The following is a 25,186-nucleotide window of genomic DNA, read 5'->3' on the forward strand; positions in this document are numbered from 1 at the left end:
GCGATCGATGGAGTTTCATTCAATGGCTGACGCAATGGCGCCAGCAGCTAAAGAAGGAGTGCGGAATATGTCCACCATATGCAGTGCGGCGCGCGGCGGCGCCCTTGGGCTCGCGATCTTCGCCTTGACGGCCTGCGGCTCGGAATCCACCGCTGCGTCCAAAGCCGCACCGGATAGTGCCATGATCGCAAGCGCGTCCGCGCAGCCCAAGGCAACGCCGCAAGCCGCACCAGCTACGGCGGCGTTGCCCATCGAGCGGGGCATCTACGGCGATGTCGAACGGGGAAGCTGCGCTCGCGCCAGAAGAGCCTTCTTCTATGACGGAACGAATTACGGATATGTCTCCCCGGCCGAGCCGGGCTGGAATGACGCGGCATATTTCGAGATCAATCGTATCGCTCGCGTGGGCCCACCAACACGGGGAAGCGATTATTACGACTATTATCGGGGATACACCCTCGTCTGGACCGCCGAGCATGCAGGGGGGGACGATGAGGATGTTCTCGGGATAAAAGCCGAAGCAACTGGCCGGCTCCGGAGCATTGCGGTTAGTAGCGGACCCAAAGGAGATATGGTTTCTGACGAGGCATATCAGAAATGCGGCTTCGCGCAGCTTTCACCGCAGATGCAGGCAACGATCCGCGCCAAGAGGCCGCAACTGGCGGACGGGTCAGGTGCCGTCGGCAACACGGGTGGCCAAACCCCGGTTGCGCCAGCTCCCGTCCCCGCGCCGCTTGCGCCCTTCAACATCCGTCCCGGCCACTATGTGCCGGTTCGTGCGGCCTGCGGCACGGCGACCGAGATGATCTTCTATTATGACGGTCGGCGCGCAGGCTGGATCGACCTGTCCCCCTTCGCCGCGAACCGCATGGAGCCAGTTGCGAGCGCACGGCGCCGCGGCACCGCATGGGTCATCGACCCCATGACAGGTGAAACCCTGCAGGTGCAGTCAGCGGACAAGATCACGGTTGGCGATCCCAATACCGGTGCCGAGACGATGCGATGGTGCCCGGCCGCCGAAGTGCGCGCCTCGGCGCGGGCGCGGTAGGTCAAGGGGGCGGACAGCTATGTCATTTGCATTGCCCGTGACGCGTATCGCCCTTTTGGGTGTTGCGACCCTTGCCCTGCCGGTCCTCGCGCAAAGCCCTGCGGGGCCATCCCTTGCCGTCTTTGGCGTTCCTCTCGGCGCGACTGCCGCCGACATCGAGCGGATGGCCGTTCAGCGCGGTATCACCGGCCCGGTTCTCGACGGCGATTGCCGGACGGGCCGCATATGCCGCTACCGTGTCACCATCGAGAATCTTCCTGGCACGGAGTTCGTCTCCACCATGTGGGGGAACCAGCGGCTGGCTGATCGCATGGAGTCATTCAGCTTTGCCTTCACCGCACCGCCCAATGCGCCGCGCATCTGGTCTGCCGGGTCGGATCAGACGTTCGGCGACCGGTACACACCAAGCCCGGCAGCCCCGTTGCTGAACGATGTGCTGGCTGAGCTTCGTCAGCGTTTTGGCGAGCCAGCGCGCATGTTCGCCGCAGGCGGCGGCGAGATCAGCCGCAACCTGCCTGTCGGGCAGATCTACTGGGTTTGGGACGCGCAGGGACGGCCGGTGCCATGGACCAAAGCGTCGCGCCAGACCTGTTACCTCGCGATCAGTCAAGCAATGGTCGAGACCGGCAACACCGTGCGCGCCAGCTGGAACGCCGCTCCCGTCAATCCCCGGCCATTCCTGCTGGCACGACAGGGCAATTGCGCCCGCGTCGTGCGGGCCGAGATCGGTCACGCCCAAGGGCTGGTCCATTCACTCTCCGTACGGATGGCGGATTTTCAGGCGGGTCACGACGCGCAGTTCCGCACGAACCAGCTTCTCCGCGAGAAGCGCGGCGAGGCGGAAAGCGCGCGCTCAACTCGTAACCGGCCAGATTTTTGAACAAACGTGACGCGGCTTTCTGGGCAGTGAAATGGGAGAATGTCATTACCCTGTTCGGTCGCGGGATGGCCGATTCCGGTCGGGCGGGCTTTCGGGCGTGGATCCAAGATAGCCGACATTCATCAGGATCCCTTGCGGGCGCCCTAAAGCGACCATTAGCGGACCTTCAAAGCGGAGGGGATTTTCCATCCGTCGTTTTTGGGCCGAACTCGCCAACCACCTCATACATGCCGGGATCAAATGTAGCGAATGACAGGGCTTCTTCGAGATATGGGCGTGGCGCTGGGTCGTGGCGCATGGCCTCGTAGTCAGCGAGGTTGGCCCATTTAGCGTACATCGTGACCTTGCTGCCGTCTGTGCTGCGATGAAGAGTCGACGAAATGAACCCAGGCGCTTTGCTGACGATCTCGCCCGTCACCTTGGTCAATATATCGACCAATCGCTGTTGATTGGACGGATCGACCTGGAAGACATTTATGAATACAATCACGGCGTTCCAACCTGGGCGAAAAAGCGTATCTAACATACGAGAAGTAGGGTCGCTGGACGCAGAGGCAACTCCCGCTTTCCACCTCACAAGAGAAGTTTCGCCGAGATTGCTTCATTTGTCGACTTTTTACCGCTGGACTTGGCCGCTTGAAGACGTTCCGCTTCTAGGGAATCGATCTTCAAAAGCGGCCGTCGCGACCCCCGCGAGGACCATCTAGCCTGCCTTTCCTTCGCGCAGCCGAGGGCGGCTATGATGCGCGGGTGGTCTTGAACGAGGCGACGCGGTCGATCCGGGAGAGGAAGGCGATGTCTTGATTGCCTCCGAAAATCGCCTGCGTGTCTTCCCTGAGCCGCACCAGCGCCTGATCGATCCCGGGCTGGCGGCGCAAAGACTCGATGAGCGGCGCGACCATATTGCCGATGCCAGCGAGGGGCGGATAGACGAAGGATCCGAACAGGCTTGCGATCGCAAGACCGGTGTCGGCATTGTCGAACGAGATGAGCTTTTTCGGGTGCCATCGCCCCTTACCGCGCAGCCTTGCCTTGAGCCTCTCGATCTCCTGATCGCGAAGTTCGTCCGGAAGGTCGGCGAGCCGGGTGACCAGCGCCCGCCCGGCCCCGCGCGTCGAGCCCAAGGCCGTGTCGGCCAAGAGTTCGGCGATCGGTATCGTGATGTCGAACTCGAACATCGCGATTGGCGGCACAATCGTCGCGCCGCGAGCCCGCCTTTCTTGGTTATCGGCCCAGCTCGCCGCGATTCTCCGGTTGAAGCCGGCATAGAAGTTCAGCTCTTCGCCGATCCCCGCCATCAGAGTTTGATAGCCTTCAGGCTCGTCAGTCGCCGGCATTACTGTGGCGCCGAGGGCATGCGCGATATGGACCCGCTCACTGAGAACGGAAGTCTCGAGGCTCAAATCGACCGAGTGGAGCGCTTGCAGACGCGACGCCAGCGTCGAGGCAACCGTCATCGCCGGCGCGCCCTTCGAACCGCGGTCCAGCAGCCGCAGCAGTCCCTCGCGCCGGGCGGCGAGAGGCCACAGCAGCGACTGCAGCGTGTCGGCGGGTTCGAGCGTCAGCAAGGGTGCAAGCGCAGTTGCCAGTGCTTTTATGGGCGCGAAGAAGCTTTGGTCGGCGAGCCGATAGTCCTTGGCCGTATCGACGACACTCGCCAAAAGCATCGCCGCGCTCATTCTGCGGCCTATAATCGCCTGCTCGGATCGCTCGTTTGCAGCAGCCAGCAGGTTGAGGTCGATCCGCTCCTCGGGCTGATTCATGACCAGCCTCAGCCGCCCCGCTCCGACCATGTCGAGCAGGTCGTCACGGGTCAGCGCCTGATCGTCGAGGAAGGGCTGTTGCTCGTGCGCGAGTGGCGGTGAAAGGAACACAACGTCGTACAGCATCAGGAGCTGCCGCAGGTTGATGTGCGATCCGCTCGTGGCATCAACATAGCAGCGACTGGCTTGATCGCGCATTCCCGGAAAATCGTCGCGCCCGAATACGCCTTGCGCGACCGCGTCGAGATTATCGAACCAAAAAGCCTCGTCCTGCCGCACAAACGACGGAGCATGCGGCCGATGTCGAGATGCAATGACGAACATCGGGTCCTCACCCGGGAGTGTGGGGGCCATCACCGGTCCGCTGGCGACGCGGATATCGAATGGCAGCGGCGATCCGAGACTATCGGCGAACGAGATCAGGCCCGCTTTGTCCGCGTCCGATATTTCGCGCTCAACGAAGACGGCGCATTGCCCATTGTCGAAGTCGCTCTCGACGTCGACGATCGCAAGGTCAGGAAACCGGGCCGAAAGGATATTGAAGACGTCGAAGCGGCGGAACGGCAGCCCGGCCATCGATCCCGCTACAACAGCATCGTCGATCGGGTCGAGCTCGCGCAGGAAAGTCGGGGGCACGACATTCGATAGCGACGCATGCAGGGTGGCAAAGCGGATCTTTTGGTCGAACTCGTGCGAAATTGCCGCCGCGTCTTGCAGCTCGCTGTCGAAGACGATTTGATATCTTCGGGGCGCGCATTCGAAAATGCGCGTCAGGAGGTTTGGGAAGCGCGCCCGCAGCAACACGTCTACCCGCCGCGCCTGGGCATCATAAGGACCGATCGGCAATGGTGGCATGGACGTCTCCCCGAGCGAACTGTCTTCAGAAGTGATTGGTTACGCATCAAGCGCTTTACTATGAGCGTTTCGAGACGCCGCGCGCACCTGAAAATGCCAGAGTATGATAGTCCAAATTATAGAAATTGGCTCGCAAGCCCGCTCAGGCAACTGATATTTGCAATATTCCTGTCGATCGACAGTTGCTCGTCCCGATACCTATTTCGGCGCGGCTCGGCGCGGTCGCTACCAATAAGGCTCCGAATTTCGGGAAGCGACTGTGGGCGATCCGGCGGGACGCGCAGCCGGCTGACACGGGCTCGATCGTCGCCTGCAGGTGTCGTCCGGGCCGCCTTGTCGATCATATTCGCCCAATTGCGTAGCATGTGAACCCGTGACGCAGAATCCTTCCCATCATGATTTTGGGATCGACCATATATTGGGACCTGTAGCCTATCAAAGCTACCAAGCAATTTTGGCGTGTCGCGTGCATCGACATCAGAATGATCGCCATGCGAGCCTGCTGAGAAAAGTCATTGGAACTTCTGCCGCCTTGCAACTCATCGAGTGGCCTCTGCCGGGCGAGCGGAAGCCTTGTTTTGAATGACCATATTCAGGCGCATTGCATCCGCGTCGCTCCGAGGTTCCAACTGAGCCGCTACGAGACCGCCTGCTTCTGGTTGCCGATCTTCCAAAGCCGACGTTTGAGCGCAATAGGTTTCACCCCCCACAATCAATCGGTCGAGCAAGCTTGAGATGTCCTAGAATAGCGAACCACTCCTCCGCGAGACACCCGCTCGCAAATCGAGAACGAAAGCCAGTGATCCAATTCCGAGATTGGATTTGCCAAGACATCAGTGTTGTAGTTAATCGCAGCTAGGCTCGCGGACAGATTTTTTGTCGAGATTCGCGACACGTGAAAAGAATGTGCCGGAGAATTGCTCCTGCGGTACGTATCGGGCAATCCCTGAGGGACTTCGCCTGCGAAGGAGTGTCCGCGAGCCATCATGACCGTCAGCCCATTCAAGCGCATTGACCATCTCAAGCTTGCATCAAGCCTTTCAGATTTGGCACTCCTGCTCGGCTTCCAACCGAAGCCTTTCGCATGGGTGGTCTACAAGCAGCCCAGCAAATATACTTCGTTCACCGTTCCAAAGAAGCGTGGCGGACATCGGCTTATAAAAGCCCCCGAACCAAAGCTCAAAAATGTTCAGAAGCGTCTATGTGAACTTCTTCAAGACTGCATTGCCGACATAAATAACCAACGGGGTCAAACGGAAAAGTTATCACACGGATTTCGACGTAAGCATTCAATTATGTCAAATGCATATCAGCACCGAGGACGGCGATATGTTCTCAACATTGACCTGAAGGATTTTTTTGACACGATCAATTTCGGACGAGTTCGCGGGTTTTTTATGACCAATAAGCATTTTGCGCTGCACGAGCGTACGGCGACGGCAATTGCGCAGATCGCTTGTCACGACAACAGCCTTCCCCAGGGCGCTCCCACGTCTCCGGTGGTTTCTAATCTGATTGCCCATATTTTAGATGTTCGGCTAGCCAAACTGTCCCGACGATATGGAGTTCACTACACGCGCTACGCTGATGACCTCACCTTCTCCACCAATCGGCGTGCATTTCCCGAGCAGATCGCAAAGTGCGACGCCACTGGAACTTGGGTTGTCGGCGAAGCACTCGAGGGCGCGATTGAGCGCGCCGGTTTTCTTCTCAACCCTTCAAAGACAAGGATGCAATTTCGACAATCTCGACAGGACGTCACCGGGCTCGTGGTGAATGATAAAATCAATGTCCGCACAGAGTATTATCGTGATGCGCGTGCAAAGTGCCATTCCCTATTTCGAACTGGAAAATTTTTCACCAAATCCCAAGTTAGAAAAGATGATGGTTCCATCGAAACTAAAGATATACCTGGAGAAATCGAACAGCTTTTCGGTCAGATGAGCTTCATCGACAGCGTCAAGAGGTATCAGAAAATCTTTGACCCGGACTACCAATTATCCGGCCAGGAAAAGGTATATCGAAATCTTCTGTTCTACCGACATTGCTATGCCTCAACCCTTCCGACAATTTTTTGCGAAGGAAAGACTGATAATGTTTACCTCCGGTGCGCAATTTTGGCACTCGCTGCTGACTTTGACAGATTAGCGGAAGTGAAGGACGGGACAGTCGATTTCAAGGTCAAGCTTTTTAACTACAATGAACATAGCAAGCGACTCATCGGCGTCGCTGGAGGTTCAGGACAGTTACACAGCTTCATCACGGATTATCGCAAGAACATGAAGCCGTTCAGCGCACCAGTTACCCGCCAGCCGGTCATTCTCTTGGTCGATAACGATAGCGGCGCAGATGGGATTTTTAAGTGCGTAAAATCGATTACGAAAAACGCCTGCGACGGCAAGGAAAACTTCTATTTTGTGACCGATAACTTGTACGTTGTGCCGACCCCCCTAACAATGGATGGTAACCAGACAATGATTGAGGACTTCCTACCTTTAAAATGGCGAGACGAAAAACTTGGAGGAAAGGTCCTAAATCTCGGAAAAAATCTCAATACAGAGCGAGAATACGGAAAGTCGCTTTTTGCCGAGCATGTAATAAAGAAAAATCGCAAGGATGTAGATTTCGATGGATTCAGGCCAATATTGGATCGCATCGTGATGGTGATGGACGATTTTGCTAACCGAAATTCGCCGACGCTCACTTAGCTTGAAAACTGAACAGGTAAATAGAAGGCAAAACTATCCCCACCGACTGACGTTTGTTACTTCCTGAGCCATGTCTACCCCAGCCTCGCGCATAAATCCGCACAGGCTTTGATATTTTTCCCAAAACTTGGGCGAGGCAACATTCTTTGGGCGAAATGCCAAACCGAGCTCGCTCACCTTCTCGTTATTTTCCTCTCTGAAAAACAACGGATTTATCAGCCGGAGGACATTGATCGCGCTGCCCCTTGTCTTTTCGACATTTCGGGTATGTGTGTTGATCGCAAAGCGAAGAGAACCAATGAGAATGTCGCACAAGCTCGTGAAGTGAGCTTGACCGATCGTTGAATAGTGAAATCCTACAATATTCTCCAGACGCATCTGCTTGGAGTACGGCATCCCCTTCACGCCAACGGCAAATTTTTCTCGCAGAAGATCATCTACCTCGTTTCCGGGATTATTGACACGGTCGATAAGCACCAATCCGGGGCCGCCTATATGCTTCAACACCCAGTTGAAGTGGGTACAAACAGTGTTGATGCCGAATAGCCTCGCTTGATCTGGATCTTTAGCGAGGTCATGCAAAACCAAATAAGCGAGCAATTTGGCGCCGCGCTTTATTGCGGCTTCGATAATCGCCTGCTTCACCGCGATATAGTCGTGGTGATCACAGGGAGGCGCAGGCGGCAGAAACTTCACCCGCTCAGTGGCGGTAATGCCCGCCGATTGCCGGATGATTCTGATGTCTTCCGATAGCGCTTTGGCATTTTCGGCGGGAACGACCACACCGCCGTACACGACAAAATCGCCCGATCGCTGCTCCATGTTGCTTTCATCGCAGTACAGAAGCTTCACAAGACCATCTCATCAAGGTGTGAAAATACGCGCGTTTGGTCTGTACCGGCACGCGCTGCAACCGACGGGCGCCGCCAATTTTTGCAGAGATATTATCCTCGTCGACCGGAATGTCGATGGAACTTTCAACTCGTCGCCGCATGAATTCATTGGTGGGCCCTAGAAAGAGGCCATTCGCTCGTGGGAGCAGGCGTCGGGAATCGGATGCTGAGATGCGTCGCCAGTAACTTGGCTTTTGTAGAACAAATTTACATGTCAATTCTATTTCGGTAGCTGTCTGAGCTTGAGAGGGCGTCGGGGCGCCCGACCGACGGGGGAAGTTTTGAATTCATGACGCCGTTCTCATTCGAACTGATCGCGGGGGGGTCGGGAACTTTTGACGTCATCTTCATCCACGGCCTTTCGGGCGATCCCAAAGAAACGTGGACCTCGCCTGTCGCAGTGGACCCATCGAACGCCTATTGGCCAGCCTGGGTGAGTCATGACATATCCGCTGCGAACGTTTATGCACTGGGCTATCCGGCTGATGCTTTCGCGAGCTGGCTCGTCGAGAGCATGTCGCTCTACGAACGTGCAAAAGCGGTGCTTGAACATCTAGCCGGCTTGGGACTTGGAAGCAGACCCATCGCGATAGTGGCGCACAGCCTTGGCGGGTTGCTAGCGAAGCAGATTTTACGCACCGGGCTAGAGGCTGATGACGAGGATTGGTTCGGTGTCGCTTCCTCCATCAAGCTCATACTTTTTCTTTCGACACCGCACTCCGGCTCAAGCGTTGCATCCGCTCTCACCTTCGTCATGCCGAAACTGGCATCAAAATACTCCGTGGCACTTCAGGCCGGCAGCGCGCTGCTTGACGAACTGAACGCCTCCTACAAATCCGCTGCCCAGAAGCAGCAGATCCAGACCGTCGCCTACTATGAGACATTCAAGACGAAAGCCGTTTTGGTCGTTTCCAAGGAAAGTGCCAATCCAGGCGTTTCTGGAGTGAATCCAATTCCGATCGACGCCGACCATTCATCGATCTGCAAGCCAGTAAATCGTGAATCACCGATCTACATCAGCGTCCTGCGCAAACTTAGGAAGTTCGCAGAATCCTGCCCGGCGGCCGCCTCAACGCCCTCGATCGGGAATGACAAACCATTTGTCTTCGACTCTGCGGACTACTTGGAGAAAACGAAAGACCGGCGGGATCTCTTGGCTAAGTTAGAGGCGGCTAATAGGGAACATGAATACCGCTTCGCCAACGAAGCCCAGAATAAATTTGCTCAGTCATACATGCGGCTCGGCCTTCATGCCGCGGCTAAGGAAGCCAATGACAGTCTTCTCAATGATATCCAGCAGCGGTTTGAAACGCACATTTATCTTCCGCTGATTTGCAAAGGCGCGTCGGACGCCGAAATACAGGGCGCGTTGCAGATCACCTTGATCGATCCGATCGTTGAAAAGTATGCCGCATCACACAAGGTTCAGGCCCGGACCGTCATTGAAGGCATGTATTTCCTCACCGAACAGTGCCATATTCGATGGGATCCCGCATGAGCCTTCGCCTTTGGTATCCGCAACTAGACGTCTATGACACCATTCGGCGCATGCTCGGGCTGCTCGTCGCTTGGCCCGACGAAGCAATGACGCCTGAACGACTTTACATCTCAGATTTCTATTTGGCGAACCCGGCTTTGCTGCACAAGACGCACATGCTTAGCGATGTGCGTCGCGATTTCCGCGAGCTGTCGTTGCCCAAGCCCGAGAAGGCGTTTCTTAGCTATCCCTCGCCGCAGATGCTTTTTGCCAAGATGGAACCAGTTCAAAAGGAAGCATTGAGAACGTTGGTAGGCAAGGGTTTCGTCGCGCTCGATTCGCTCCGGCTTGGTAAAGTCGAAGGTGGAGAAAAACTCTCCGAAGTGGCAGCTTCGCTCGTGCTGACCACAGCGGAGCGCCGCCTAATCAGATTTCTCTCGACGAGCTTTTCGCAGATTGGAGCTGGTGTGCCGGGAGAGCTACGCTTGGCAACCGGCCTACGGCGGCCAGGGGCGTGAAAATGAGCCTCCTTGCGCTTCGCCGCCTTGTCGTCTTCTCTCACGGGAAGGCTGTGTACGATGAGGAATTTCACCTCGGCGTCAATATTATTAGCGGTGAAAACGGGTCTGGAAAATCGACGATCGCGGACTTTATTTTCTATGTTCTGGGTGGAGAGTTCGACGAGTGGAAGGAAAAGGCCAAACTTTGTGACGAGGTTCGTGCGGAAATCTCCACACCCTCCGGTCCACTAACGCTTCGGCGTCGCATCGATGGCCGACAAGAACCGATCATAGTTTTTTTCGGGCCGATGGAGGACGCTCTCGCCAGCCCGATTGAAGGTTGGGAACGATATCCAATTCGCCGCCAGACGGAGAAGCAGCTGGGATTCTCTCAAATGATATTCCGCGCCTGCGGAATACCTGAGGCGCCCACCGGCGAAGGCGCTAATGTCACTGTACACCAAATACTGCGCCTCCTTTACGCGGATCAGCGCACGCCCGCGCCGCGGCTGTTTCGCTTTGAACGTTTCGACACTCGCGACATTCGAGCCGCGGTGGGCGACCTTTTGCTCGGGGCCAACACCTATGAACTCTATGAAGCACAGCTAGAATTCCGGAGCGCTAACAAAACGCTGGCTGACCGCCAGCAACGATTGCGATCACTCTTGGAGGCGATCCCCGCCGAATATGGATCAATGAACGTTCGCGAGTTGGCGGAACGGATGACCGCATTGGAGAGGGAATCTGCTGCGCTGATTCAGGAAATCGACGCACTTGACGACGCGGAGCCGGCCGCTGACGATAAGGAGTTTGAAGAAAATCGCGGCGCTGCCTTCAAAGAAATACGACGGGAGCGAACGAGGCTGCGGCAGATTGAGGAGCTGATCGAGCGCCTCGAACTCGAGATTTCAGATCTCGATACATTCGTCGATTATCTCGAAGAAGCTGCTGCCAAGGCGAACGCAGCTTCGTCGCTCGCAGATGCGCTCGGCACAATCGACTTCGCCTATTGTCCGGCCTGTTTAGCGCCAATTGACGTTGGCGAGCCCGCAGCATGCGTATTATGCGCGAAGCCGGTCGATCCTGAACGAGAGTCCGCGCGGTATCTAGAAATTAAACTGGACCTTAGCCTTCAACTGCGCGAATCTCGCCAGATCCTGGAGGCCAAAGAGACCGAGCTTCAAAAGTCTACGCAAGAACTGAAGGCGATACGTCAAGACTTGCGGAAGCGCTCCCTCGAGTTCCAGTCTGCATACGAACTCTCGGCCTCGCCGCGCGAGGCAAAGCTTGCCGTGCTTAATAATCGCATCGGCCAGATTGGCCAACAGATTAGCTATCTCGGTTCCGTTCGAGAGTTGGCCGAGAAGGTGGCGGCCCTAATCGCCGAACGGGATTCAGCGCAGAGCGAGGTGGACCGGTTCACTGCGCTGATCAACCGCTTGCAACACGCCACCTCGGGTCGCGTTCTAGACGCTATGCGCCTAGTTAGCGGCACTGCGAAAGCTCTGCTAATGCAGGATTTGAAGCGTCAGGAAGAGTTCGAGAATCCCGGGCAAGTGACAATAGATTTTGCGGACGATGCGATACTTGTAGATGGCAAAATGAACTTCGCAGAGAGCAGCAATGTTGTTTTGAAGAACGCCGCTCTTCTGGCGTTGCTCGGCGCGGCAGCTCAGGATGAGAAGTTTTATCATCCTCGGTTCGTGCTAATGGACAATGTCGAAGACAAAGGAATGGAGCAAATCCGAAGCCACAATTTTCAGGAGATAATCGTCAATCTCTCGCGAAGCGTGGCAACTCCACATCAGATCATTTTCACGACGTCCATGCTTAACCCCGAACTGGATCTCGACCAATTCACGATCGGCCGTCATTATACGAAGGAGTTCCGAACGTTAGATTTTGGCGCGCTCCCGACCAAAGACATCGATACTGCCACCTAGCGACATTCACTAATTGAGGAAATCAACGTCCGCTTTCAGATGCGGCACGGTGATGCCCAGAATGACGGTGTTCAGGCGCTGAGCCGCCGGTCGCCGGAATTGCAATCAGCCCACAAAAAAAGGCGGCCGGAAAGGCCGCCAAGTTTTTGTGATGAAGGAGCCCCTTCATCGGGTCGCGGGTGGCACATACTTCAACGCAAGGAAGAGGCCATAGAAATTGCCGCACCGGCTCGCCGATTCTCTCCCGCTGATGCCACTGGGCAACACTTTGTTTCGTGTGCAACTAATCCAGGCGAGATGCCGATGCTCCGATTAGGATGCGGCCAATACTCGGGTCAGGCGTATATTTTGAATGACCAACGCGATCGAAGCACTTCGAAAGAGAATGCAAGCCGCTGTCGATACGCTCGACTTCGAAGAGGCGCGCCGCTGCCGAGACCAGATCAATCTTTTGCGCGGCGGCGCGGCCCCCGACGAGGCAGAGCAAGCGGACCTGTCCGGCATCGAGCGGCAGCAGCCTGGCGCGATGGGACTCGGCACGCGCCAGCAACGCATGACACCGCCTCCGGGATGGAAGCCGCCACCGAAACCCGACCCTATGACCAAAGGACGATCGTCGCGTGGTGCAGGCAAGCGTGGACAATGAAGCACAAGAGGCTGTTCTTGCGCTTCTGGCCGCGCGGGCGCCCGATGGATCAGTATGTCCGAGCGAGGTCGCTCGGGCGATAACCCGCGGGCCAAACTGGCGCAGCGCCATGCCCACCGTCCATGCGACAGTCGACGGCATGCTCGCCGAGAACTTGGTGCAGCTTAGCTGGAAGGGTGAGCCCCTTGCCCGACGCAATGGACCGTATCGCATCGGTACGGCGATCAAAAACTAAGTTCGCCGACTTAACCTGTGTTTATTGCAACAAACCAGCAGAACCTTATTGTCGTCGTTCTAATGCTTCCGTGCGACCCCGGGAGCAAAAGGGGCATCTTTCGGTTGGAGACCCCTCCACGCCGAAAGAAGAGAGGGCTCTGCCACGGCAGGGCCCTTTGCTTTTGGAGCCTCAGCCAGCGTCGCGCGCCGTTGCTTCCAGGAGCGCAATCCGTTCGCGGCACACCAGTTCGACGATGTCCGCCAGATTGGCGACCCGCTCACCCAGCCAGGCCAGTTCCTCGGTCGTGATGCTGTAGTGCTTCGAGTATCGCGCCTTGATGTACGCTTCCTTCAGCTTCTCAAATCGAGACCGGTCAGACTTCGTCTCGCGAGGCCAGGCTTCGATCAAACGATCATCCACTCGTTCAGCCTGCGTGCGCAGGAACGCGAGGTTGTGTACATGAGGCGAATAGAATTTGGTGACGAGTAAGACGCAGTTGTAATAGCTCTCGACCGCCTGATGCAGGAGGAAAGCCGCCTTCTTGGTCCAGCCACGCTGGCGCGCGAACTGCGAAGTCTCGTAAAACTCAACGCCGCTAGATTGCCACTCCTCCAAATATTCCCGCGCCATATCCAGCGCCGCATGCGGCGTCTTCGGCTGCGGCTCGGCTAATTCGTCATCGACGGCCTGGTAGATCGCGATCCCGTCGCGCGCGACGTCCATGAAGAAATAGCGGCCCTGCGACAGCCCGGAGTTCACCTCATCGAGACTGTGCACAATGAAGTTCACCGGCGTCCGCAGCGTCTTCGTCACCGACAGTTCGCGAATGAGCCGGTCGTCGAGCTTCGACCAATAGTCGGCGCGATCGGTCAGCCGCTTGTCGTTGACGATGATCAGCAGGTCATAGTCGGACTGATAGCCCTTGGCGGTGTGCGGCTCGTCGACCCACCCTCCCCGCGCATAGCTGCCGTAGAGAATGATTTTCGAGATGCGCCCCTTCTTCTTCCAGCCCTGCGTTGCGAGCGCCAGTGCATCCTCGAATTCCTCGAAGATAATCTCGACGACGCGCTCGAGTTCGCGCTGCTTGTGCGGGGGAAGATGGTCGATACCGCTTTTCATCGTCGTCACCCTATCAAGGCGGGGGCTCCCGCGCACCAGCTATTGCAGCCAGTGCGAGGATACACCGCCTGTTTTTCGAACGCCGTCAGTCGGCGGGGTTCCAGAGCAGCGCATAAGCGTCGGGATTGTCCTGCCCCGCCGCGCGGGCAAGGTTTGCATAGAGGCGCCGCTGCCCGAACTCGGGGGCTTCGAGCGCGAGCGACACGTAGCGCCGCTCGGACACTGCTGCGAGGCGCACCCATCCCGCGCCGATCTCGACGTCGTCCGAATAGACGCGGTAGTCGGGCTGCACGTCGCTCCCCTTGCCGCGATTGATGCGAATTTCGATCGGCACCCGGATCGAGAGGGTGCGAAGTTCGCCGACAAAGCCCTTCTCGATCGTGCCGCTGACGAAGCCGATGGCTCCCATGATGTGTCTCCTGCCCTTGCCCGCGAGCCCGTCCCGCGGCGCAGAAAGGCAGCCGGGGCGCCGCCAGGCGCCGGCGCACCCAGAGGGCCGCAACGGCAGTGGAGGACGGGCGAAGCCCGTTGCGCCGGGGCCGCGCCCCGGCAGACGCCTCAAGCGCGGGTCGGGATCGCGGCTGGCCGCGGGGAAACGGCGACGCCCGGTGCCCCTGGCCGTAAGAAGGTGCCGATCAAACGATCGACCCTGGAAAAGTTCGAAATCAAACCGCCTGCGGCGAAGACGCTCAAGCGTCCCCGAGACAGAATTACGATCTCGAACCGGACCAATGGTGCGCGCCGCCGTCGCGCCAGCCCAGCGAAATTCCGATCAGCACGAGGATCGCCGCGATCGCTGCCGCCACCGCGACGGCAGCCGCCTCCTGTCCGCCGGCTGCAAAGATTGCTGCCAGCGCCCAGAGGAAGACGAGTGCGAAGGGCGGATTAGCCTTGCCCCGCGCCAGGGCCGCGGCCGCGATCAGACCGCCGACGACGATAATCGCGGCGGAGATGAGCGGCGCGACATCGGGCGCAGCGTCGACGCCATAGTAGCGCAAAGTGGCGGCGACATTGACGATCGACGCCGCCGTCAACCAGGAAGCGAGCGCCGACAGCGGCAGGATGGCGCCCCAGCGCTCGGCCGCCGAAAAGGGCGCCGTCCAGGCAGCGATACGGCGATAGGCGATGAGGATCGAGACAAGCGAGCCGAAAATGATGAGGGTCGATACCGCGTCGATGTCGCCTAGCTGCACCCAAGTGGCCCAGAGCGCGTTGCCGAGAAAAGCACCGGCTGCCGGCCAGCGCAGCGCGGCGAACAAGGTGCTATCGCGCCCGGCCGACGTAAATTGGAGAAGCGAGAAAACCAGCGATCCCAGATAAAGCGCGCCCCAGATCGAGAAGGCCCAGCCCGCGGGCGTTATCAGCGTCTGCACGGCGTCCGAACGCTCGCCGACCGGCGTGCCGATCCCCATCGCCGGCAAGAGGGCAGCTCCGATCTGCGCCAGCGCACAGAGAAGGACGACGATATGCGCCGGATCGGCGGCGGGTGCGGGGGTTGCGATGGTCTGGGTCATGCAAGCTTCAACCGGCGCCGCGGCACTTTGTTCCGCGGCTCGAGACCGTCAAAAATGAGAGGCATCCGGACCGCCTGCGGACATCCGGCTTTGCAATCGCGCCCCCAGGCAGCTTCGGCCGGAAGCGGCGCGGCTATGCCTCGATCGGCGAGCCGCTGTCCGGAAGAGCACCACCCGCCGCGGTAGCGCCTTCCGGGGCGACGCCGTCGACCTCGACAAGATCGTCGCCGACGAGCGTGCCCGTAATGCGCACGCGCTTCTCGACATGGTCGACGGGGGTGCGGCGAAGGTCGAGCCGCCAGCGGCCGCCGAGGTCGCGGCGAAGCGCAAAGCCGCCTGCCACCCGCAGCAGCATTCCCGACTCGTCGATGCGTGATCCGATTCCCGCCATGGCTACGCCTTAACCGAGCCGCGCCCGACTCGCCAGCCACGAGCAAGGTTTGTGACGCCCACCTGCGACCCGCTCCCTTCGACCATCGACCTTCGGCCCGCACCTTCGATGCTCGACCCACGAACCGCGCGAGCCTCGCGCGCTCCCGCCGCGCCCAAGATGCTTCTCATGCGGGAAGCTCGACGGTGCAGCAAACACCCTCGGGCCGGAATTCGATCGCGGCGCTGCCGCCCTGCCCGCGGAGCGCCCGTTCGAGCATTCGCGTGCCGAAACCCGTGCGCGCGGGAGGCGCGACGGGGGGACCGCCCTGCTCGCTCCAGCGCAGGCGGAGCCGATCCCGGCCGCTCTCGTTCACCATGTCCCACTCGACCGCGACCGTGCCGGCGTCGCCCGACAATGCTCCATATTTGACCGCATTGGTCCCGAGTTCGTGCAGCGCCATCGCCGCGAGCAGCGCCCTCGACGCCGGCACCTCGGCGTCCGGCCCCGCGAGGCTGATGCGGCCCGGCTTCATCTTGTCGAAGGCGTGCAGCGCGCGCTCGATCATTTCGCCGGCCGATACGGTGCCCCAGTGGCGTTCGGTGAGGAGGTCGTGCGCGTCGGAGAGGGCGCGGACGCGCGCCTCGAACGACTGGCGCTCGGCGGCCGGCGTCTCGCGAAACGTCTGCGCGGCGATCGCCTGGACCATCGCGAGCGTGTTCTTCACCCGGTGGCGCATTTCGGCGAGGGTGAGCTGGAGCTCCTCTTTGGCCCTCACACGCGCCGCGATCTCGACGCGCGCCGCCTCGTGAAGATGGGCGTTGTCCATCGCCACCGCCGCCTGCGCAGCCACGGCCTCGACAAGCTCCTCGACCTCGGCATTGAACATGGCGGGCTCGTCATGGCCAAAGAAAAGACCGCCGAGCACCGCGCCCGAGCGCGAGATGACGGGAACCGCGAGATAGCTCACGACGGGCAGATGCCCCTCCGGCATGCCGTGGTGCGGCGCGCTCAGGCCGTAGCGCGGATCCTTGCGGATATCGTCCGACCGGATCGTCCCCGCTCCGCGGAACGTCGGGTTGAAGACGGCGGTAATGCGCGGCATGCCGAGGCGCTCGAACGCCTCGCGCGGGGCGCCGGATAGCGAGAAGAGCAGATAGCTTTCTCCCTCGTCGCCCAGCACATTGTAAAAGAAGGCGCCGAAGCGCGCACCGCTGAGCTCGGTCGCGATATCGGTCACCGCCTGGACGATCCGTTCGAGGTCGAGATCCTGCGAGACGAGGAGGGCGGCGCGATTGAGGTGGGTCAGCCGCTCGGCTTGGCGGGCGAGCTGCGCCTCGACCGCCTTTCGTTCCGAGATGTCGCGCGCGATCTTCGAAGCGCCGATGATCGTGCCGTCGGCGCGGCGCACCGGCGACACGGTGATCGAGAGGTCGACGAGGCTGCCGTCCTTGCGCCGACGGACCGTCTCGAAAGGCGGAACGCGCTCGCCGGCGCGCACACGCTCGATGATCGCGGTTTCTTCGCTGCGGCGTTCCTCGGGGATGAGGGTGAGGATCGAGCGGCCGACGATCTCGTCGGCACAATAACCGAACAGGCGTTCGGCCGCGGGATTCCAGCTGGTGATGATACCATCGAGCGTTTTACTGATGATCGCATCGTCCGAGCCCTCGACGAGCGCCGCGAGGTGCGCGGCACTTTCGCGAACGGCTAAGCCCCCTTGCGCCGCTTCGTCCTCGACCAGCGTCTCACGCATATGTCATGGTCCCTGCCCCTCCGATGGCCCCTGCGTTCCCGAAACGGGAATTCGCTATGGCAAAGAAACCCTTGAGTGGTTGATGCGTTCCGCCGAGACTGCCATGCGCCCAGCCGTGACGCCGAGCGACCTCTCAACTTCGATCCATGTTTCAGGGCGAAAGTCATCAGCGTGCCAAACCCGTCCCCCGCCCCTCTCTGCACGGCGATCGTCGCCGAAGACGAATGGCTCGTCCGCATCGACATCGTCGAGGCGCTCGAGGCAGCCGGGTTCGCGGTTCGCGAGGTGGAAAGCGCCGAGGATGCGCTCCTCCTGATCGGCGAGGAGCAACCGCATATCCTCGTGACCGATATCCGGCTTGCCGGCGCTCTCGACGGTTGGAGCCTCGCGGAAGCCTATCGCGCCGCTCATCCGGGCGGCGGCGTCGTCTATGCCTCGGCCAATGTGCCGCTTGCCGATCGACAGGTCGAGGGCAGCTTCTTCTTCTCGAAGCCCGTGCTGATGAGCGCGCTCGTCGATGCATGCCTCGGGCTCTGCGCCGGGCAAGACGGCCGGCCCGCCTGAGGCGGGCAAGCGGGCATTATCCACCTGCCCCGCATCCATCGCGCCCGTCACCTCCGCAGCGCGAGTCAGGCGGCGGCGGCCCCCGGCTGAGCAGAGGGCCCCGCGGTGCCTTGGGATGGGGGGAGGCCGTGCAGCTTCCAGAGATTGGCCTCGGTCTTGCTCATGCGAACGAGAAGCTGCTCGCCGTCCCATAGTTCGACCTCGGCACTGCCGCGATCGTTGAGCGCGAACTGGAACGCCTGATAGGCGTCGGGCGCGCGAAATTCGACGCGGCGCGGCTCGCGCGCATCCTCGCCATGAAAAAGAAGATGAAAGAGGCGCATGACATGCTCCGTTCCTGTTCCGGAGCAAGCGCGGCCCTGCTCTCAGCACCCGATGATCGGCAGACCTCATGCAAAGGACGGACTGCAAAATAAGGCAGCCGCAAGAGACGCCGACGAGGGTGGGACTCAGCCAGTTCTGCATAGCAGATTTCAGGGCCCAAGGCGCGAAAATCGTGATGATCGAGATCAATCCTGCACGCGGTGCGGCGGGCTGGGCCCCATCCGCCCGTCGCGTCGCCAGGTCCATCGAGGCAGGTTTTGCCCAACGACTTTGTGGGCCGAACGCGCCCGGCCGAGCAGCTTTCGTGCATCCGTCGAAGCGATAGCCTGACCCTTGTCCTTCAGTGCTGGTCCGCCATGACATGCCCTTCGACACGGCGCAGCCAGTTGTGAAGCCGCGTCGCAGCCGCCGCGCCATGGCCCGTCGCGGTGCTGATCTGGTCGAGCCCGGCGAGAACATCGCCGGCGCCATAGACGCCGGGCATCAAAGGCTCGGCAAAGGCATCGGCGGGCAGGCAGCGATTGGCGTCGCCTTGGAGACCGAGCCCCGCCAGCAATTCGCTGCGCGGTTCGGACCCGAGCGCCGGATAGAGGGTGTCGAAGAGAAGCGCGTCCTCTGCACCCTCCAGCTGCACCGCGATGCGTCTGTCCCGGTGCGCGAGGCGAAGCAGCTGCCGCTCCTCGACCCGCACGTCGCTGGCCGCGAGTTCGGCGCGCTGCGCCGGCGTGAGCTCGACCTGCCACTTGGGGATGAGGGTCACATCGTCGGTATATTGCCTCAGGAACATCGCCTCGGCGGCGCCATGAAGGTCCGACCCGAGTACGGCGATCTTGCGCCCGCGATGCTCAAATCCGTCGCAGATCGGGCAGTAGCGCAGCGCGCCGCTCCGGACGGCGGCGTCATGGTCGCCGCTGGCAAGCACCGCCTCGTTGGTGATGACGCCCGTCGCGAGAATGAGCCCGCGCGCCGACAGGCGGCGGCCGTCCTCGAGCCGCGCCGCGAAGGGGGCACCGCCGGCGCCTGCGGACAGACGGTCGACACGCGCCAATTCGATTTCGGCACCGTATCTCTCTGCCTGATCGGTGAGCCGCGCGACGAGATCGGCTCCCGATATTCCGTCGGGAAATCCGGGCACGTTCCAGGCCATCGGCGCGCCAAGCGCGCGCGAGCGTCCGTCGTGGAGCACGAGGGTGCGGCGGCGATAGCGCGCAAGATAGAGAGCGGCGGTGAGCCCTGCGGGTCCCGCGCCGATGACGAGCGCATCATAAGCGGGCTCGCCCGAAGGGTCGCGGCCAGCGGGCATGCGCGCTCCCGTTCCGGCCCCACCCTTCATCCCTGCTGCGGCCTGATGTCGAAGGCGGCGATGCGATCGTCCCCGCTGAGCGCCGCCGCCAGCGCATCGGCACATTCCTCGCCATAGCCTGCGGCGATCGCGGTAAAGCCGGGTGCGCCGCCGGCGCGGCGCTGTTCGACGGTGATCGCCTTGAGGCCATGTTCCCCGAGCAAGGCGATGACCTCGGCCGAGGCGATGCTCGTGCCCGCCCGATAATCGAGCGTGACATGCGCGATACGCCGCTGCGGCGCGTGGCGCTCGGTCCAGGTGACGGCAGCGAGCACGAGGAAGGTCGCGACGCCGCCGAAGATGGCGAGTTCGTAGAAGCCTACGCCGAACAGGATGCCGAGCGTCGCGGTCATCCAGAGCGACGCGGCGGTGGTGAGCCCGCGGACATTGAGCCCCTCGCGAAAGATCACGCCGCCGCACAGGAAACCGATGCCGGTGAGCACGCCATGCGCCATGCGCACGGGATCGATGCGCACGACCTCGGTCGGCGTGTCGGTGAGCCATTCCATCTGGTGAACGGCCGACAGCATGAGGAGACAGCAGGACAGCGCGACGAGGATATGGGTGCGCAGGCCGGCCGGGCTCGCGCGATATTCGCGCTCGCCGCCGATAATCGCGCCGGCGATGACCGCGCCCGCGATCGGCAGCAGGAGATCGGGGTCGAGGAGATCGAGCTCAGACACCGCGCATCAGCCCCGGGACGAGCGGCAGCAGCTCGCGCGCAAGATAGCCGAGCGGCCCCATGGTTTCGCCGAGCCGCCGCCCCGCTTCGCCGTGAAGCCAGATGCCCCAGGCGGACGCCTGCAGGGGCGAGAGGCCTTGCGCGCCGAGCCCGGCGATGAGGCCCGCCAGCACGTCGCCCGAGCCGCTGACGGCAAGGCCGAGCCCGCCGCCCGCATAAGCCAGGCAGCTCCCCTCGGCGATGAGATGGCTCGTCGCGCCCTTGACCATCACCGCCGCGCCGAAGCGGTCGGCGGCCTTGCCGAGCGACGCGAGCGGGTCGCGCGCGACCTCCTCCTTCGCTACATCGAGCATCGCGGCAAGTTCGCCTTCGTGCGGGGTGAGGATGGTGTGCGCGGCGCGCGCCCGGATCGCATCCGAATGTGCGGCCGCTGCGCGCAGCGCGACGGCGTCGAGGAGGAGGAAGATGTCCTCGGGCAGCGCCGGCAGCAGGGCTTCGAGCAAGGTCCGGACGATGTCGGCGTCGATCATCGCGGGCCCGAAGACGATGGCGTCGTGCAGCGCCACCTCGGCGAGCAGCAGTTCGGCCGCCTCAGGCGCAATCTCGCCCGCTTCGGTTTCGGGGAGCGCGACGACGGCGCAGGCCGGAAACGCGATGCCGATCGGGATCGCCGCCGAGGCGATCGTCGCGATCGTCACCTTGCCCGCCCCGGCGCGGAACGCCGCCTCGGCGGTGAGCAGCATGCCGCCGGGCACCCGGCGGCAACCGCCGATCACGAGCACCCGGCCGCGGCCGTTCTTGTCGACATTGTCATGATGATCGGGAAGCGGATGCGCCTTGAGCCAGGCGGTGTCGAGCGGGGTTGCCTCAGCCACGCGCGGCCACCATCGCATCGGGTTCGCGGGTGACCGGGACTTCGCCCTCCATTGGCGCAGTCACATTGTAGCGCGACAGGACGAGGTTGCCGTCGCGGCCCACGTCAGCGTCGAAGCGATATTCGGTGATCGCGCAATTGGCGACGTCGCCTTCGCTGTCGATTGCCAATATCTCGGCCTCTCCCAGATTTTCGATGATGGTGCGCAGGCAAAGGACGACCACCTGGTGCGCGACGATCATCACGCGCCGCCCGCCATAATGGAGCGAGACGGTGTCGAGGAGCGAGCGGAGGCGCAGAATCACGTCGCACCAGCTTTCGCCGCCCGGCGGGCGGTGATAGAATTTACCGAGCGCCAGCCGGAATTCGGCCTGATCGGGATGCGCCGCCTCGATGCCGCGGCGCGTGAGGCCGTCGAGGATGCCGAACTCCTTCTCGCGCAGCCGCTCGTCGATGCAGATTTTCTCGTCGGCCGCGCAGCCTCCCGCGCTGCGGAAGATTTCGGCGGTCTGCACGGCCCTCACATAGGGCGAGGCGAGCATGATCTCGGGGCGACCGTCTTCCTCGCCCGCCGCGAACCAGCCGCCTAGCGCCTGCGCCTGTTGCTCGCCCAGCGCCGAGAGGGGCACATCGACATCGCGGTGGTCGAGCGCGATGCGCAGGTCACCCGCCGCGTCGGCGGCATCGCGCGCGACATTGCCCGCGCTTTGGCCGTGGCGAACCACCCAGAGCACCGAAGGCCAGCGCGGGGTCATCGAATGGCTTTCCTCGTCATCGAGACGCTAACGCCTCCAAAGCCGAACTCGTTGCGTTAGGCTCGCGGGTCGCCCAGCGAGCGGCCCCGACCTTGCCGCGGCCGCGGCATGCCGACAACGACGGCCCGCCATCCTTCCCCGCCACGCCCGCTCCCGCCGTGCTCGTCGCCCCGCCTTTGACATTTTGCCCGCGAGGTAGGTCGGGGCGAGTTGCCCGCAGGAACTTCAAGAGGCCTCAGGCGATTGGGATGCTTTGTCGGCTCAGCGTCGGCGACAGCGAACAGAGGAGACAATCATGAAGAAACTCGTCGCCTTCGATCTCGATGGAACCCTAGCGGAAAGCAAGCAGCCGCTCGCCCCCGAGATGGGCACGGCGATCGCGAAGCTCCTGGGCGTCGCCGAGGTCGCGGTGATTTCGGGCGGCGACTGGCCGCAGTTCGACAAGCAGGTCGCGAGCCGGCTTCCGGCAGACGCCGATCGGGGTCGGCTCTGGCTGATGCCGACGACGGGCACGAAGCTTTTCGTCCACCGCGGCGGCGGCTGGACGCCGCTTTATGCCGAGCTGTTCAGCGACGAGGAAAAGGCGCGCATCCTCGCCGCCTTCGACGCGTCGCTCGAGGCGACGGGGTTCGTTCCCGAGGAAGTCTGGGGCGATCGCATCGAGGACCGCGGCAGCCAGATCACTTTCTCGGCGCTCGGCCAGCAGGCGCCGATCGCCGCCAAGGAAGTCTGGGATCCCGACTTCGCGAAGCGGCGGATCATCCAGGCGGATCTCGGCGAGCGGCTCCCGGGCCTGTCGATCAACATGGGCGGCGCGACCTCGATCGACGTCACGCGCGAGGGCGTCGACAAGGGCTATGGGCTCAAAAAGCTGAGCGCCGAGAGCGGAATCGCGCTCGGCGACATGATCTTCATCGGCGACGCGATCTTTCCGGGCGGCAACGACTATCCGGCGAAGTTGCTAGGACTCGACACGGTGCGCGTGCGCGACCCCAGGGAGACGATCGCGGTGATCGAGGCGATCGTCGCCTGCCTCGGTTGAAGGTGCGTCAGGCGACTGCGAGCCGCGCCGCGCGCCGAGCCCTTTTTGGCCGCACCGGCGCCGCGCCGCCGCCCTCCCGCACGCATGATAAGTCTGGCGAAGCGCCGAACGCGCCTGCCCGCCTCGCCCCACCGCCACGCGGCCGCGCCGTCGCGAAAGGCGGCCGGAACACGCACGGCGTCCCGGACCGTTGCCGCACGCCAAAAGCGTATAACTTCGATCAACCCGGCTCCTCTTTCACGCAACAAGCCGGACAAGCGCGGGGTTTCCATATTGGCCCGCCTCGGGCCGCATGGAAAGGATGCGTCATGGCACAGAATGAGAAGAAAGACGGCAAGCAGCAGGGTAGCTCGTCCGGCAAGGGCAGCCAGCAGCAGCAGGACGGCAGCAAGAGCCAGTCGGGAGCCGACAAGCAGTCGGGAAGCAAGGACCAGGGCAAACAGCGCAGCTGACCTCCGCCCCCGCTTTCCGGGTGAAAGACCGGGCCGCGCGCGCTGCGACCCGGTCTTGCATGCGGAAAAGCCGAGAGGCCAAGGCGCAGAAGATCATTTGAGGAGAGACGAGATGAAGACATGGATTGGAGCCGCGGCGGTCGCCGCGATCGTCGCGGGATGCGGCGGACCCGATACGCGCGACGAGGAGCAAGCCGCCGCGTCTGCTGACACGGCCGTTGTGGCATCCGAGCCCGGTCCGGCCGCCGCAACGCCGGCGCAAGCAGTCAGCACGGCCGATTATGTCGCGCAGGCGGGTGCCGGCGACCTCTGGGAGGTCGAATCGTCGAAAGCCCTGCTCGCCAAATCGAAAGATGCAAAGGTCAGGGCCTTTGCCGAGATGATGATCGACAATCACGGAAAATCGACCGCGAAAGTGAAGGCGGCCGCCGCGAGCGCCGGGGTCGAGGCGCCGGCACCGACACTTGCTCCCGACCAGGAGAAGATGCTGGCGGACATCAAGGCCGCCGATGCCGCGGGTATCGACAAAATCTATCTCGACCACCAGAAGACCGCGCATGGTGCGGCACTGGCGCTGCACCAAGGCTATGCTGCCTCGGGCGAGGCGGTCGCACTCAAGCAGGCGGCAGCAGAGATTGTGCCGGTGGTGGAAGCGCACCGCGCCGAACTCGGCAAGCTGGCCCCCTGACAGAGGCTCGGAACCGGCGTCTCAAAGCCGCCGCGCGATTAGCGCGGCGGCTTTCGCTCGCCGCATTTCGTCCTCCTCCCGGCAACCGCTTCATGACATCTTAGTTCATTCCCGCCGCACCTTCTCAGTTCAGGAGCATTCATGACCGACCGGATCGCGCCCCGCAGCGGCGTCGCCTTCACGCTTCCCAAGGACAAGATTCTCTGCGTGACCGACCCCGATGGCGGCCAGGTCGGCGACCTTCTTGCGTTTCGTGCGGCGGATCCCCGCGAAGCGATCTCGAACGGGCGAACGTTCGACTATGAAGAGACGATCCGGCTGACGACCGGCAACCGCTTGTGGTCGAACCGGTCAAACGCATTGCTCGAGATCGTCGAGGACAGCTGCGGGGTGCATGATTTTCTGCTGACGCCATGCAGCGAGGCGACCTTTCGCCATTTCTACGCCGACAAGCCCGTTCATCGCGGCTGCTTCGGCAATCTGGCCGAAGCGCTCGAGCCATATGGGATTGCTGCCGACGCCATTCCCGTCGCGTTCAACCTGTTCATGAATGTGCCGGTCGGCAGCGAAGGCAAGATCCGCGTCCTTCCGCCGACGACGAAGGCCGGTGACTTCATACGGCTTCGCGCGCTCGACGACCTGATCGTCGGGCTCACCGCCTGCTCGGCCTACGACAGCTGCGGCGGCAGCTTCAAGCCGATCGACTACCGGATCGAGTGAACGGCCGGGTACGGCGCTGCCAGAGCGATTGCGCCGCGCCGCCCGACCACCGCG

General features: G+C 61.6%; 26 protein-coding genes. 13 read left to right on the top strand and 13 right to left on the bottom strand.

What is annotated here, in order from left to right; translation table 11 throughout:
• The first annotated feature begins 22 nt into the window (after positions 1–22).
• Together KEC45_RS11270 and KEC45_RS11275 are read left to right on the top strand one after the other, a co-directional pair.
• On the top strand, positions 23–1,048 hold the full coding sequence (locus tag KEC45_RS11270; RefSeq protein ID WP_252171020.1) for a hypothetical protein: 1,026 nt from the start codon (positions 23–25) through the stop codon (positions 1,046–1,048).
• A gap of 37 nt (positions 1,049–1,085) precedes the next feature.
• Complete coding sequence (locus tag KEC45_RS11275) at positions 1,086–1,928, top strand: hypothetical protein (protein WP_252171021.1); 843 nt, start codon at positions 1,086–1,088, stop codon at positions 1,926–1,928.
• Positions 1,929–2,094: 166 nt separating this feature from the next.
• Here the strand turns inward: KEC45_RS11275 and KEC45_RS11280 are convergent, their stop codons facing one another.
• Positions 2,095–2,454 (bottom strand): antibiotic biosynthesis monooxygenase, encoded by a 360-nt coding sequence (locus tag KEC45_RS11280; RefSeq protein WP_252171022.1) that lies wholly within the window; start codon positions 2,452–2,454, stop codon positions 2,095–2,097.
• A gap of 211 nt (positions 2,455–2,665) precedes the next feature.
• The gene (locus KEC45_RS11285; RefSeq protein WP_252171023.1) at positions 2,666–4,495 is read right to left on the bottom strand and encodes a hypothetical protein; all 1,830 of its coding nucleotides are present in this window, start codon (positions 4,493–4,495) and stop codon (positions 2,666–2,668) included.
• Positions 4,496–5,532: 1,037 nt separating this feature from the next.
• On the opposite strand from KEC45_RS11285, the gene KEC45_RS11290 reads away from it, so the two are divergent.
• Positions 5,533–7,254: a retron Ec67 family RNA-directed DNA polymerase/endonuclease gene (locus tag KEC45_RS11290; RefSeq protein ID WP_252171024.1), complete on the top strand. Its 1,722-nt coding sequence runs from the start codon at positions 5,533–5,535 to the stop codon at positions 7,252–7,254.
• A gap of 33 nt (positions 7,255–7,287) precedes the next feature.
• On the opposite strand, the gene KEC45_RS11295 is transcribed toward KEC45_RS11290, so the two are convergent.
• Positions 7,288–8,106, bottom strand: a complete 819-nt coding sequence (locus KEC45_RS11295; RefSeq protein ID WP_252171025.1) for a hypothetical protein — start codon at positions 8,104–8,106, stop codon at positions 7,288–7,290.
• A 330-nt stretch (positions 8,107–8,436) separates the two neighbouring features.
• Here KEC45_RS11295 and KEC45_RS11300 point away from each other — a divergent pair, with 330 nt between their 5' ends.
• The 5 genes from KEC45_RS11300 to KEC45_RS11320 all read left to right on the top strand — a co-directional run bounded on the left by KEC45_RS11300 (position 8,437) and on the right by KEC45_RS11320 (position 12,948).
• Positions 8,437–9,645, top strand: coding sequence for an ABC-three component system protein (locus tag KEC45_RS11300; RefSeq protein WP_252171026.1), 1,209 nt, complete (start codon positions 8,437–8,439; stop codon positions 9,643–9,645).
• Complete coding sequence (locus tag KEC45_RS11305; protein ID WP_252171027.1) at positions 9,642–10,142, top strand: ABC-three component system middle component 5; 501 nt, start codon at positions 9,642–9,644, stop codon at positions 10,140–10,142. Before KEC45_RS11300 ends, KEC45_RS11305 begins: the two co-directional genes overlap by 4 nt.
• A gap of 2 nt (positions 10,143–10,144) precedes the next feature.
• The gene (locus tag KEC45_RS11310; protein ID WP_252171028.1) at positions 10,145–12,067 is read left to right on the top strand and encodes an AAA family ATPase; all 1,923 of its coding nucleotides are present in this window, start codon (positions 10,145–10,147) and stop codon (positions 12,065–12,067) included.
• Between the two features lie 352 nt (positions 12,068–12,419).
• Entirely contained in the window at positions 12,420–12,713 is a 294-nt protein-coding gene (locus tag KEC45_RS11315; protein WP_252171029.1) for a UvrB/UvrC motif-containing protein, read from the top strand.
• Positions 12,703–12,948, top strand: a complete 246-nt coding sequence (locus tag KEC45_RS11320) for a DUF3253 domain-containing protein (protein ID WP_252171030.1) — start codon at positions 12,703–12,705, stop codon at positions 12,946–12,948. Before KEC45_RS11315 ends, KEC45_RS11320 begins: the two co-directional genes overlap by 11 nt.
• A gap of 171 nt (positions 12,949–13,119) precedes the next feature.
• Here the strand turns inward: KEC45_RS11320 and KEC45_RS11325 are convergent, their stop codons facing one another.
• From KEC45_RS11325 to KEC45_RS11345, 5 genes are all read right to left on the bottom strand, one after another.
• Positions 13,120–14,049, bottom strand: coding sequence for a HEPN domain-containing protein (locus KEC45_RS11325; protein WP_252171031.1), 930 nt, complete (start codon positions 14,047–14,049; stop codon positions 13,120–13,122).
• 85 nt (positions 14,050–14,134) lie between these two features.
• The gene (locus KEC45_RS11330; protein WP_187140795.1) at positions 14,135–14,458 is read right to left on the bottom strand and encodes a DUF736 family protein; all 324 of its coding nucleotides are present in this window, start codon (positions 14,456–14,458) and stop codon (positions 14,135–14,137) included.
• A 301-nt stretch (positions 14,459–14,759) separates the two neighbouring features.
• Positions 14,760–15,563 (bottom strand): hypothetical protein, encoded by an 804-nt coding sequence (locus tag KEC45_RS11335; RefSeq protein WP_252171032.1) that lies wholly within the window; start codon positions 15,561–15,563, stop codon positions 14,760–14,762.
• Positions 15,564–15,696: 133 nt separating this feature from the next.
• Entirely contained in the window at positions 15,697–15,954 is a 258-nt protein-coding gene (locus tag KEC45_RS11340) for a DUF5818 domain-containing protein (RefSeq protein WP_137892546.1), read from the bottom strand.
• Positions 15,955–16,120: 166 nt separating this feature from the next.
• Positions 16,121–17,689 carry a sensor histidine kinase gene (locus tag KEC45_RS11345; protein ID WP_252171033.1) on the bottom strand — a complete coding sequence of 523 codons (1,569 nt, stop codon included), beginning with the start codon at positions 17,687–17,689 and terminating at the stop codon, positions 16,121–16,123.
• A gap of 171 nt (positions 17,690–17,860) precedes the next feature.
• Here KEC45_RS11345 and KEC45_RS11350 point away from each other — a divergent pair, with 171 nt between their 5' ends.
• A complete protein-coding gene (locus KEC45_RS11350) occupies positions 17,861–18,253 on the top strand; it encodes a response regulator (protein WP_252171034.1) in 393 nt (130 codons plus the stop codon).
• Positions 18,254–18,318: 65 nt separating this feature from the next.
• Here the strand turns inward: KEC45_RS11350 and KEC45_RS11355 are convergent, their stop codons facing one another.
• The 5 genes from KEC45_RS11355 to KEC45_RS11375 form a co-directional block, all read right to left on the bottom strand.
• Positions 18,319–18,576 carry a hypothetical protein gene (locus KEC45_RS11355; protein ID WP_137892540.1) on the bottom strand — a complete coding sequence of 86 codons (258 nt, stop codon included), beginning with the start codon at positions 18,574–18,576 and terminating at the stop codon, positions 18,319–18,321.
• A 341-nt stretch (positions 18,577–18,917) separates the two neighbouring features.
• Positions 18,918–19,880, bottom strand: a complete 963-nt coding sequence (locus KEC45_RS11360) for an NAD(P)/FAD-dependent oxidoreductase (protein WP_252171035.1) — start codon at positions 19,878–19,880, stop codon at positions 18,918–18,920.
• A gap of 26 nt (positions 19,881–19,906) precedes the next feature.
• Positions 19,907–20,602, bottom strand: coding sequence for an MgtC/SapB family protein (locus tag KEC45_RS11365; protein ID WP_054728014.1), 696 nt, complete (start codon positions 20,600–20,602; stop codon positions 19,907–19,909).
• Positions 20,595–21,476 carry an NAD(P)H-hydrate dehydratase gene (locus tag KEC45_RS11370; RefSeq protein ID WP_252171036.1) on the bottom strand — a complete coding sequence of 294 codons (882 nt, stop codon included), beginning with the start codon at positions 21,474–21,476 and terminating at the stop codon, positions 20,595–20,597. The genes KEC45_RS11365 and KEC45_RS11370 overlap by 8 nt, the downstream gene beginning before the upstream one ends.
• The gene (locus KEC45_RS11375) at positions 21,469–22,230 is read right to left on the bottom strand and encodes a histidine phosphatase family protein (protein WP_252171037.1); all 762 of its coding nucleotides are present in this window, start codon (positions 22,228–22,230) and stop codon (positions 21,469–21,471) included. The genes KEC45_RS11370 and KEC45_RS11375 overlap by 8 nt, the downstream gene beginning before the upstream one ends.
• A 295-nt stretch (positions 22,231–22,525) precedes the next feature.
• On the opposite strand from KEC45_RS11375, the gene KEC45_RS11380 reads away from it, so the two are divergent.
• From KEC45_RS11380 to KEC45_RS11395, 4 genes are all read left to right on the top strand, one after another.
• Positions 22,526–23,272, top strand: a complete 747-nt coding sequence (locus KEC45_RS11380; RefSeq protein WP_054728021.1) for an HAD-IIB family hydrolase — start codon at positions 22,526–22,528, stop codon at positions 23,270–23,272.
• Between the two features lie 308 nt (positions 23,273–23,580).
• The gene (locus KEC45_RS11385) at positions 23,581–23,724 is read left to right on the top strand and encodes a hypothetical protein (protein ID WP_193749121.1); all 144 of its coding nucleotides are present in this window, start codon (positions 23,581–23,583) and stop codon (positions 23,722–23,724) included.
• Between the two features lie 112 nt (positions 23,725–23,836).
• Entirely contained in the window at positions 23,837–24,412 is a 576-nt protein-coding gene (locus tag KEC45_RS11390; protein WP_083435716.1) for a DUF4142 domain-containing protein, read from the top strand.
• 141 nt (positions 24,413–24,553) lie between these two features.
• A complete protein-coding gene (locus KEC45_RS11395) occupies positions 24,554–25,132 on the top strand; it encodes a DUF1989 domain-containing protein (protein ID WP_062179326.1) in 579 nt (192 codons plus the stop codon).
• Positions 25,133–25,186: the final 54 nt, after the last annotated feature.

It is taken from the genome of Sphingopyxis sp. USTB-05 (genome assembly GCF_023822045.1).
Taxonomy (GTDB): Bacteria; Pseudomonadota; Alphaproteobacteria; order Sphingomonadales; family Sphingomonadaceae; genus Sphingopyxis.

Excerpts from the sequence above, each read along its gene's own strand:
- KEC45_RS11270 (WP_252171020.1), top strand. The coding sequence starts at position 23 with ATGGCTGACGCAATGGCGCCAGCAGCTAAAGAAGGAGTGCGGAATATG.
- KEC45_RS11280 (WP_252171022.1), bottom strand. The coding sequence starts at position 2,454 with ATGTTAGATACGCTTTTTCGCCCAGGTTGGAACGCCGTGATTGTATTC.
- KEC45_RS11290 (WP_252171024.1), top strand. The coding sequence starts at position 5,533 with ATGACCGTCAGCCCATTCAAGCGCATTGACCATCTCAAGCTTGCATCA.
- KEC45_RS11300 (WP_252171026.1), top strand. The coding sequence starts at position 8,437 with ATGACGCCGTTCTCATTCGAACTGATCGCGGGGGGGTCGGGAACTTTT.
- KEC45_RS11305 (WP_252171027.1), top strand. The coding sequence starts at position 9,642 with ATGAGCCTTCGCCTTTGGTATCCGCAACTAGACGTCTATGACACCATT.
- KEC45_RS11310 (WP_252171028.1), top strand. The coding sequence starts at position 10,145 with ATGAGCCTCCTTGCGCTTCGCCGCCTTGTCGTCTTCTCTCACGGGAAG.
- KEC45_RS11315 (WP_252171029.1), top strand. The coding sequence starts at position 12,420 with ATGACCAACGCGATCGAAGCACTTCGAAAGAGAATGCAAGCCGCTGTC.
- KEC45_RS11325 (WP_252171031.1), bottom strand. The coding sequence starts at position 14,049 with ATGAAAAGCGGTATCGACCATCTTCCCCCGCACAAGCAGCGCGAACTC.
- KEC45_RS11330 (WP_187140795.1), bottom strand. The coding sequence starts at position 14,458 with ATGGGAGCCATCGGCTTCGTCAGCGGCACGATCGAGAAGGGCTTTGTC.
- KEC45_RS11335 (WP_252171032.1), bottom strand. The coding sequence starts at position 15,563 with ATGACCCAGACCATCGCAACCCCCGCACCCGCCGCCGATCCGGCGCAT.
- KEC45_RS11340 (WP_137892546.1), bottom strand. The coding sequence starts at position 15,954 with ATGGCGGGAATCGGATCACGCATCGACGAGTCGGGAATGCTGCTGCGG.
- KEC45_RS11345 (WP_252171033.1), bottom strand. The coding sequence starts at position 17,689 with ATGCGTGAGACGCTGGTCGAGGACGAAGCGGCGCAAGGGGGCTTAGCC.
- KEC45_RS11355 (WP_137892540.1), bottom strand. The coding sequence starts at position 18,576 with ATGCGCCTCTTTCATCTTCTTTTTCATGGCGAGGATGCGCGCGAGCCG.
- KEC45_RS11360 (WP_252171035.1), bottom strand. The coding sequence starts at position 19,880 with ATGCCCGCTGGCCGCGACCCTTCGGGCGAGCCCGCTTATGATGCGCTC.
- KEC45_RS11375 (WP_252171037.1), bottom strand. The coding sequence starts at position 22,230 with ATGACCCCGCGCTGGCCTTCGGTGCTCTGGGTGGTTCGCCACGGCCAA.
- KEC45_RS11380 (WP_054728021.1), top strand. The coding sequence starts at position 22,526 with ATGAAGAAACTCGTCGCCTTCGATCTCGATGGAACCCTAGCGGAAAGC.
- KEC45_RS11385 (WP_193749121.1), top strand. The coding sequence starts at position 23,581 with ATGGCACAGAATGAGAAGAAAGACGGCAAGCAGCAGGGTAGCTCGTCC.
- KEC45_RS11390 (WP_083435716.1), top strand. The coding sequence starts at position 23,837 with ATGAAGACATGGATTGGAGCCGCGGCGGTCGCCGCGATCGTCGCGGGA.
- KEC45_RS11395 (WP_062179326.1), top strand. The coding sequence starts at position 24,554 with ATGACCGACCGGATCGCGCCCCGCAGCGGCGTCGCCTTCACGCTTCCC.